The following is a 7168-nucleotide window of genomic DNA, read 5'->3' on the forward strand; positions in this document are numbered from 1 at the left end:
TAGCCGCTGCGCCAGATAATGCCCTGCAAGGCCTTCAACGCGGTCGATTTGCGATCTTCATCCATAAAGCGATAAAGGGTGGTAATAAGTTGCTCATTATCGGCGTCCGGCTGTGCGATCTCTGCACGTAATGCCGCCAGCGGAGCCGCAACTTCGGCGTCGTTGGCATGGCTACGGATGAACTCCCCTAGCCGCTCACGGGCATAGGGGAACAGGACCTGATGCACAAAACGGATATCGCTGGTGGTGCCTTCAATATCGGTGACGATGGCGCGGATCATTTAGCCTCCAGTAAACGGCGTTGCAATTCGCACTGGAACAGGAATTCCAGCCCTTCAAGATGGCGGCGCGCTTCCTCCACCTGTTTGCCCCAGCAATACAAGCCGTGGCCGCGCACCAGAAAACCGTACTGCAAGGGCGTTATCTCGGCAAATGCGGCCACACGCGCAGCCAGCGCCGGAATATCCTGGTCGTTATCAAAAATAGGGATACTGACGCTGTCGAGATGGCTCTTCTGACCGCTGAGCGATTTCTGCATTTCATACCCTTGCAGCACCAGCGCCTCACTTTTCTCCACGCGGGAAAGCACGGTGGCATTGACCGAATGGGTATGCAGGATGGCACCAACTGCGGGATAGAGGCGGTAGATCAGCGTGTGCAGGCCAGTTTCCGCCGAAGGCGTGCGACCGCTGGGAACATGGTTGTTTGCCGTTTCCACCAGCAATAAATCCTGTTCGCTCAGGCTGCCCTTGTCTTTGCCGGACTCGGTCACCAGGCAATGTTGGGTATCAAGGCGCAACGACATATTGCCGCCGGTCGCCGGGCACCAGCCTTTCTCACCGATCCAGTGGCAGGCGGCCAATAAGGCAGATAATTGCGGGTTTTCCATCATTCTATCTATTTCCTGGCAGGTAGCTTTTGGCTGTTGATTGAATGTGACTCACTTATCCTCTAAGAATTTCAAGTTGTCGCTAGGTGATGAGGATAGACGTCTAAACGTCTTGATTGCCAAAGACTAACACCGTGTTATATTGTTCGCAACATAAGCGCCAGGAGAAATAGCCTGATATGAGCACCGTACCTGTCCCAGCCAGCAAGTTACCCGACCTCGGCACCACCATCTTTACTCAGATGAGCGCCTTGGCGCAGCAGCATCAGGCGATCAACCTGTCGCAAGGCTTTCCGGATTTTGATGGCCCGGAGTATTTAAAACAGCGCCTGAGCTGGCACGTCAGCCAGGGGGCAAACCAATACGCACCGATGACGGGTACCGCGCCGCTGCGTGAGGCTATTGCGGAAAAAACCGCTCAGCTCTACGGCTGGCAGCCCGATGCCAATAGTGAAGTGACCGTCACTGCGGGTGCAACCGAAGCGTTGTTCGCTGCGATCAGCGCCCTGGTACGCTCCGGCGATGAAGTGATTTGCTTCGACCCAAGCTACGACAGCTATGCCCCGGCAGTACAGCTTTCCGGCGGCGTTCTGAAACGCATTGCCCTGCAGCCTTCAAGATCGATTGGCAACGGTTTGCCGAACAGCTCTCACCACGTACCCGGCTGGTGATCCTTAATACTCCGCAGAATCCCTCCGCCACGGCTTGGTCGGCAGAGGATATGCAGCAACTATGGGCCGCCATCGCCGATCGGGAAATCTATATCCTGAGCGATGAGGTTTACGAACATATCTGCTTTGCCAAAGGGGGGCACGCCAGCGTACTGGCTCATCCGCAACTGCGTCAGCGGGCGATTGCCGTTTCCTCGTTTGGCAAAACCTTCCATATGACCGGCTGGAAAGTGGGTTACTGCGTGGCCCCGGAAGCGTTAAGCGCCGAGGTGCGCAAGGTTCACCAGTATCTGACGTTCTCGGTCAACACCCCGGCCCAGCTGGCCTTGGCCGATATGCTGCGCAACGAGCCGGAACACTGGCAGCAGCTACCCGCGTTCTACCGTGCTAAACGCGATCGTTTTGTACAGGCGTTAGCCAACAGCAGGTTGGAAATTCTCCCCTGCGAAGGCACCTATTTCTTACTGTCCGATTACAGCGCCATTTCCGATCTGGATGACGTCGCCTTCTGCCATTGGTTAACCGAGCACGCAGGCGTGGCGGCGATCCCGCTGTCCGTCTTCTGTGCCGATCCTTTCCCCCATAAACTGATCCGGCTGTGTTTTGCCAAACAGGATGCCACGCTGGATGCCGCTGCGGAGCGCCTATGTCGACTCTAAAAATTACCCTGTTGCAGCAACCGCTGGTCTGGCGCCAAGGTGAGGCTAATCTGCGCCATTTCGATGCCTTGTTGCCCTCAATTACCGGCCGCGATCTGATTGTGCTGCCGGAAATGTTTACTACCGGCTTTGCTATGGATGCCGGGGAAAGCGCGTTGCCAGAACAACAGGTGATTGACTGGTTACATACCTGGGCGGTGAAAACCAACGCCTTGGTGGGTGGCAGCGTGGCGCTGAAAACTGCCGACGGGGCCGTTAACCGTTTCCTGCTGGTGGAGCCCGGCGGCAAGGTGCATGGCTATGATAAACGCCATCTGTTTCGCATGGCCGGTGAACACCAACACTATCAGGCTGGGAAACAGCGCACCATTTTCGAATGGCGCGGCTGGCGTATCCTGCCGCAGATCTGCTATGACCTGCGCTTCCCGGTGTGGTCACGCTATCAGCAGGATTACGATCTGGCCCTGTACGTGGCCAACTGGCCGGCGGCGCGCAGCATGCACTGGCAAACGCTGCTGGCGGCGCGGGCGATTGAAAACCAGATTTACGTGGCGGGGTGCAACCGCGTGGGCGAGGACGGCAACGGTCTGAATTACAGCGGTGACAGCCTGATTATCAGCCCGCAGGGGGAACGGTTGGCCAGCGCAGAAGCGGGCCAGGCAGCGAGGCTGGATGCCGAGCTTTCGCTGGAAACGCTGCAAACCTACCGCACCGCGTTTCCTGCCTGGCGTGATGCGGATGGCTTCCAACTGAACGATTGAGCCGATACCCCTTGTATGTTTAAAGGCACTTTAAACATACAAGGGGTCAGTTATATCCAAGACCCGGCAGTAAGCCTGGATCGCTAGCGCCACGTCACAGGCCGTGACGACCTCATCGGGATGATGACTAATACCCCCCTCGCAACGAACAAACAGCATTCCCACCGGCCAACGAGCAGCGAGAGCAATCGCATCGTGCCCCGCGCCGCTTGGCAGCATTAGGCAGTTATCTTGCACCTGTATTACCGCGTCATGCCAGCGCTGCTGCCACTGAGGGTCACAAGCGGTAGCCGCTATGCGGTAGAACTCCTCGCTGTCGAAGCCGACTCCGCGACGCGCGCCAATACTCTGCGCCTGTGCCAGTAACTCGGCCAGCAACGCGTCTAGCGGCTCATCCTGCGGGCCACGAACGTCGAGGGATAACCTGACCTGCCCAGGGATCACATTAACAGCCCCCGGTAAGCTTTCGATCTGACCGACCGTGGCGACCACATGCGGATCGTATTCCATGGTGTGCCGCTCAACCGTGACCATCCATTCAGCGGCAGCAGCCAGCGCATCCCGGCGCTGCCCCATCGGCACGGTCCCTGCATGACCAGCATGTCCGGTAAAAGTACAGTTGAGGCGGCGGGCACCGTTAATCGCCGTGACCACTCCCAGAGCCTGACCGACGGCTTCAAGACAAGGCCCCTGTTCAATATGCAGTTCGAGATAGGCGCAGATCGAGTCTTGTGCCCGCTCGGCAGAACCCACCGCCGCAGGATCAAGGCCCACGTCACGCATAGCCTCGGCCACGCTGATACCCTCAGCATCGGTACATGCCAGCCAATCCTCTGCCCACTGCCCGGTGATCCCTTTACTGCCGAGTAAAGTAATGCCAAAACGCGTGCCCTCTTCGTCGGCAAAACCGATCACCTCGATCGCCTGCGGCAAACGCCGATTACGGCTATGCAACAACGCTACAGCCTCGAGCGCGGTCAAGACACCTAGCATGCCATCGTAACGCCCCGCGTTGCGCACCGTATCCAGATGAGAACCAAGCAGCAGCGCCGATGCGGCCGGTTGCTGCCCTTCGTAACGTCCGCAGATATTACCTACGCCGTCTTGCCAGACCGCCATCCCCAGCTCACGCATCCAGTTCCCTACCAGCCGGTTGGCACGCAGATGTTCTGGGGAGAGGTAAACCCGCGTCAATTGGCCTGGCGTGCTGCTGATCGCCGCCAGTTCGTCACAGCGAGCCATTACTCTGGCCGCGGCTCGTTCCGCTTCCTGAGGGGTCAGCAGCATTGCCATCAGTTCTGCTCGGCGTCGTAAATGTTCCATGCTGCCTGCATAGCTTCTCCGTGCGGGCTAACAAAACCGAGACGGTTGAGTACCGCTTCCAACGCGGCCAGAGTTTGCAGCACGCAGTCTTTCCGCGCGTTATACCCCATGGTGCCAATCCGCCAGATCTTGCCCTGCAACGGGCCAAATGAGGTGCCGATTTCGATGGCGAAGTCATTGAGCATCATCTGGCGTACCTGCTCGCCATGGATGCCCTGCGGGATCACTACGCCCAGCACGTTATTCATCTTGTTGGCGATATCGCCAAAGACCTCCAGCCCCATCCCCTGGATCCCGGCCAACATCGCCGCGCCATTCAATTTATGGCGGGCAATAGCGTTATCCAACCCTTCCTCCAGGATCACCCGGGCGCATTCACGCGCGGCAAACAGCATGCTGGTGGCTTCCGTATGGTGGTTCAAGCGCTCCGGCCCCCAGTAATCCATGATCATGCCGAGATCGAAATAGTTGGAGTAGATCATCTCGTCGTCACCGTCTGCGTGATCGACGGTACGGATCCCCTCTTCAACACACTTACGGCGGCGTACGATCTCTTCAAACTGCGGGCTAAGCGTAATTGGAGAGCTGCCAGAAGGGCCACCGAGGCATTTTTGCAGCCCTGCGGACACCGCATCCAATCCCCAGGCATCGGTTTCCAACTCGTTACCCGCGAACGAGGCGGTAGCATCGGTATAGAACAGGACGCCGTGGCGGCGGCAGATATACCCCAATTCTGCCAACGGTTGCAGCATGGTGGTGGAGGTATCCCCTTGCACCGTCAGCAACAGGCGTGGCCGGACTTTCTTGATCGCATCCTCGATCCGATCGGCATTGAATACCTCACCCCAAGGTGCTTCGATGGTGTGCACTTCGGCACGACAACGGCGGGCGATTTCACACAGCAGATGACCAAAACGGCCAAATACCGGCACCAGCACTTTATCGCCAGGGCGAATGGCAGAGACCAGCATTGCCTCGATACCAGCACGAGAAGTCCCGTCTATTAGCATCGTCCCGCGGTTCTGCGTGCGGAACAGGGCGCGATACAGCTCCATCACCTGATTCATATAGCCGGTCATGGCCGGATCGTATTGGCCAATCAACTGGCTGGACATGGCACGCAGCACGCGTGGATCGGCATTGATCGGCCCTGGGCCCATCAGTAGGCGGTGCGGAGGATTGATTTGATCGAATTGATTGATAGCTAGCATGTTCATTCCTTGTCAACTTAATAACTTAGCCTGGAGATTGCCACGTCTGCGACCGGCCGGATTTTTGATATTGCTAGATTATCGCCAAGCGAGAGAGGATGAAACAAAAGATTCTTAAATTATTTACCTGCAACTAATGAATCACGACGGGCGCAGCATGCGGCGCCCCTACGTAATGAGACGGTTGGCGATTGTCAGCAGTTATTCAGCTACGCTGCTCCAATTCCTCCAGATCGCTGAACAGATTGGCGACCTGATGAATGCGCTGCCGCCCTTGCGACAATCTGTCATGCAGTAACGCATTGCTCAGCAGGCTCGCCAGGCTCATGGCGCTGGAGTAACTGTCAAACGCCGAGACGCTATCGAGCGGCGTCATCAAATGCCAGCTGGCCAACGGGAGCAGCGCCTGGGCCTGCGGTTCGCAGATCAATAATGTCGGTACCTGCTTAATCTGCAACTGTTGCAATACCTCTCGCACCAGGCGTGGACGGCGGCGAAATGCCACTACCACCACCATGTCCTGCGGCCCCAGATCCACCAGATCTTCGGCCAAGGTTTGGCCCGGCTGCGGTATTAACAAAACCTGCTCACGCACCTGCATCAGTTGCTGGCGTAAATGCATCGCGACGGGATAGCTGTTGCGCATTCCCAACAGCACCAGCCGTCGGGATTGCCCCATGGCCGCGATCACCGCACCAAACTGTGCCGCATCAATCTGTTGCACCCAGTGCGCCAGATTGACCATTTCCTGCTGGTAATGGCGAGCCAGTAAGGTGTTCCCCTGTACTGCATCACGGCTGTCGGTCAGTGGCATACCGCTTTGGCGCAGGGTACGCAGCTCGTCACGCATTGCGCGATAGCTGGCATAGCCCAAGCGCTTGAACAAACGGCTGACCGTGGCCTTGGACACCCCGCTCAGGCGTGCCAACTCGGTGCTGTTATAGCTAAGCAGGTCGTCAAAGTGATCGAAGATAAAGTCGGCCACCCGCTGCTCTTGAGGGGCCAATTGCGGGTATTCGCTGCGCAGGCGTTCATCAATCTGTTTCATCGCTACTCCCGCTGTAACTTTTGTTTCAGCGGAACATAGCACAGCAGCCAAAGCGGCCGCCAGAGTTGAAATCAGGATGACAATGGCGCGATTGCGTGTTGCTTATAAATTACGCAGCGGCTCGTGAAGGGATTTAACGCGACGTAGAGGCGGTGTATGCGGTTAAACGGGCGCAGCATGCGGCGCCCCTACGGTTAAACATGTTAGACCGGCATAGATTACGCAATATTGTCACTTTATCCATTAACACCAATACGCCATAAAGTTCACCGTGGAACGGTCCAGATCGCGTTCGCCAATCAGGTAACGGCGCAACGTTTTCACCACCGATGACTCCGCAGCCACCCAGGCGTAAAAGGTCTTAGCCCCTTCGGCACGCTCCCACAGCAAATCCCCACTCAGACTGTTTTCTGCCAGAGACTGCGCTTCAGCCCGCGCCGAGGAAGGAATATTAACCCGCTGACGCACCGCCTCCACCAGCAATGTGCCATGCAGTTGCTGGTGTCCAACGTCCCGTGGCAGCCAGTAAACCTCGGCAAACGGAAAGTGCGCCATATCGAGGCAGTCCCCCGCTACCGGCACTTCGAAGAAAGCCTGCACACGCGG

General features: G+C 57.3%; 6 protein-coding genes and 2 pseudogenes. 2 read left to right on the plus strand and 6 right to left on the minus strand.

What is annotated here, in order from left to right; all coding sequences use genetic code 11:
• Both ACLQ7H_RS20770 and ACLQ7H_RS20775 read right to left on the minus strand, forming a co-directional pair.
• A pseudogene (locus ACLQ7H_RS20770) lies at window positions 1–281 on the minus strand (acireductone synthase); the annotation flags it as partial.
• Window positions 278–892 carry a methylthioribulose 1-phosphate dehydratase gene (locus tag ACLQ7H_RS20775; RefSeq protein ID WP_411754300.1) on the minus strand — a complete coding sequence of 205 codons (615 nt, stop codon included), beginning with the start codon at window positions 890–892 and terminating at the stop codon, window positions 278–280. The gene ACLQ7H_RS20775 and the pseudogene ACLQ7H_RS20770, both read right to left, overlap by 4 nt.
• 176 nt (window positions 893–1068) lie before the next feature.
• On the opposite strand from ACLQ7H_RS20775, the pseudogene ACLQ7H_RS20780 reads away from it, so the two are divergent.
• Window positions 1069–2219, plus strand: a pseudogene (locus tag ACLQ7H_RS20780) (pyridoxal phosphate-dependent aminotransferase).
• On the plus strand, window positions 2207–2980 hold the full coding sequence (locus tag ACLQ7H_RS20785) for an amidohydrolase (RefSeq protein WP_411754301.1): 774 nt from the start codon (window positions 2207–2209) through the stop codon (window positions 2978–2980). Before ACLQ7H_RS20780 ends, ACLQ7H_RS20785 begins: the two are co-directional and overlap by 13 nt.
• Window positions 2981–3010: 30 nt before the next feature.
• Here ACLQ7H_RS20785 and hpxK read toward each other — a convergent pair whose 3' ends face one another.
• The 4 genes from hpxK to ACLQ7H_RS20805 all read right to left on the minus strand — a co-directional run.
• Window positions 3011–4273, minus strand: a complete 1263-nt coding sequence (gene hpxK / locus ACLQ7H_RS20790) for an allantoate amidohydrolase (protein ID WP_411754305.1) — start codon at window positions 4271–4273, stop codon at window positions 3011–3013.
• Entirely contained in the window at window positions 4273–5514 is a 1242-nt protein-coding gene (locus ACLQ7H_RS20795) for a pyridoxal-phosphate-dependent aminotransferase family protein (RefSeq protein ID WP_411754302.1), read from the minus strand. The genes hpxK and ACLQ7H_RS20795 overlap by 1 nt, the downstream gene beginning before the upstream one ends.
• A 205-nt stretch (window positions 5515–5719) precedes the next feature.
• Window positions 5720–6562: a MurR/RpiR family transcriptional regulator gene (locus ACLQ7H_RS20800; RefSeq protein ID WP_411754303.1), complete on the minus strand. Its 843-nt coding sequence runs from the start codon at window positions 6560–6562 to the stop codon at window positions 5720–5722.
• A gap of 243 nt (window positions 6563–6805) precedes the next feature.
• Window positions 6806–7168, minus strand: a 363-nt coding sequence (locus ACLQ7H_RS20805; protein ID WP_411754304.1) for a siderophore-interacting protein, incomplete at its 5' end; no start/stop codon positions are given.

Origin of the sequence: Serratia sp. (in: enterobacteria), from assembly GCF_046715635.1 — a bacterium.
In the GTDB taxonomy this organism is placed as follows: domain Bacteria; phylum Pseudomonadota; class Gammaproteobacteria; order Enterobacterales; family Enterobacteriaceae; genus Chania.

Bases quoted from the DNA above. Each gene is read 5' to 3' on its own strand.
- ACLQ7H_RS20775 (WP_411754300.1), bottom strand. From the start codon at position 892: ATGATGGAAAACCCGCAATTATCTGCCTTATTGGCCGCCTGCCACTGG.
- ACLQ7H_RS20800 (WP_411754303.1), bottom strand. From the start codon at position 6,562: ATGAAACAGATTGATGAACGCCTGCGCAGCGAATACCCGCAATTGGCC.
- hpxK (WP_411754305.1), bottom strand. From the start codon at position 4,273: ATGGCAATGCTGCTGACCCCTCAGGAAGCGGAACGAGCCGCGGCCAGA.
- ACLQ7H_RS20795 (WP_411754302.1), bottom strand. From the start codon at position 5,514: ATGCTAGCTATCAATCAATTCGATCAAATCAATCCTCCGCACCGCCTA.
- ACLQ7H_RS20785 (WP_411754301.1), top strand. From the start codon at position 2,207: ATGTCGACTCTAAAAATTACCCTGTTGCAGCAACCGCTGGTCTGGCGC.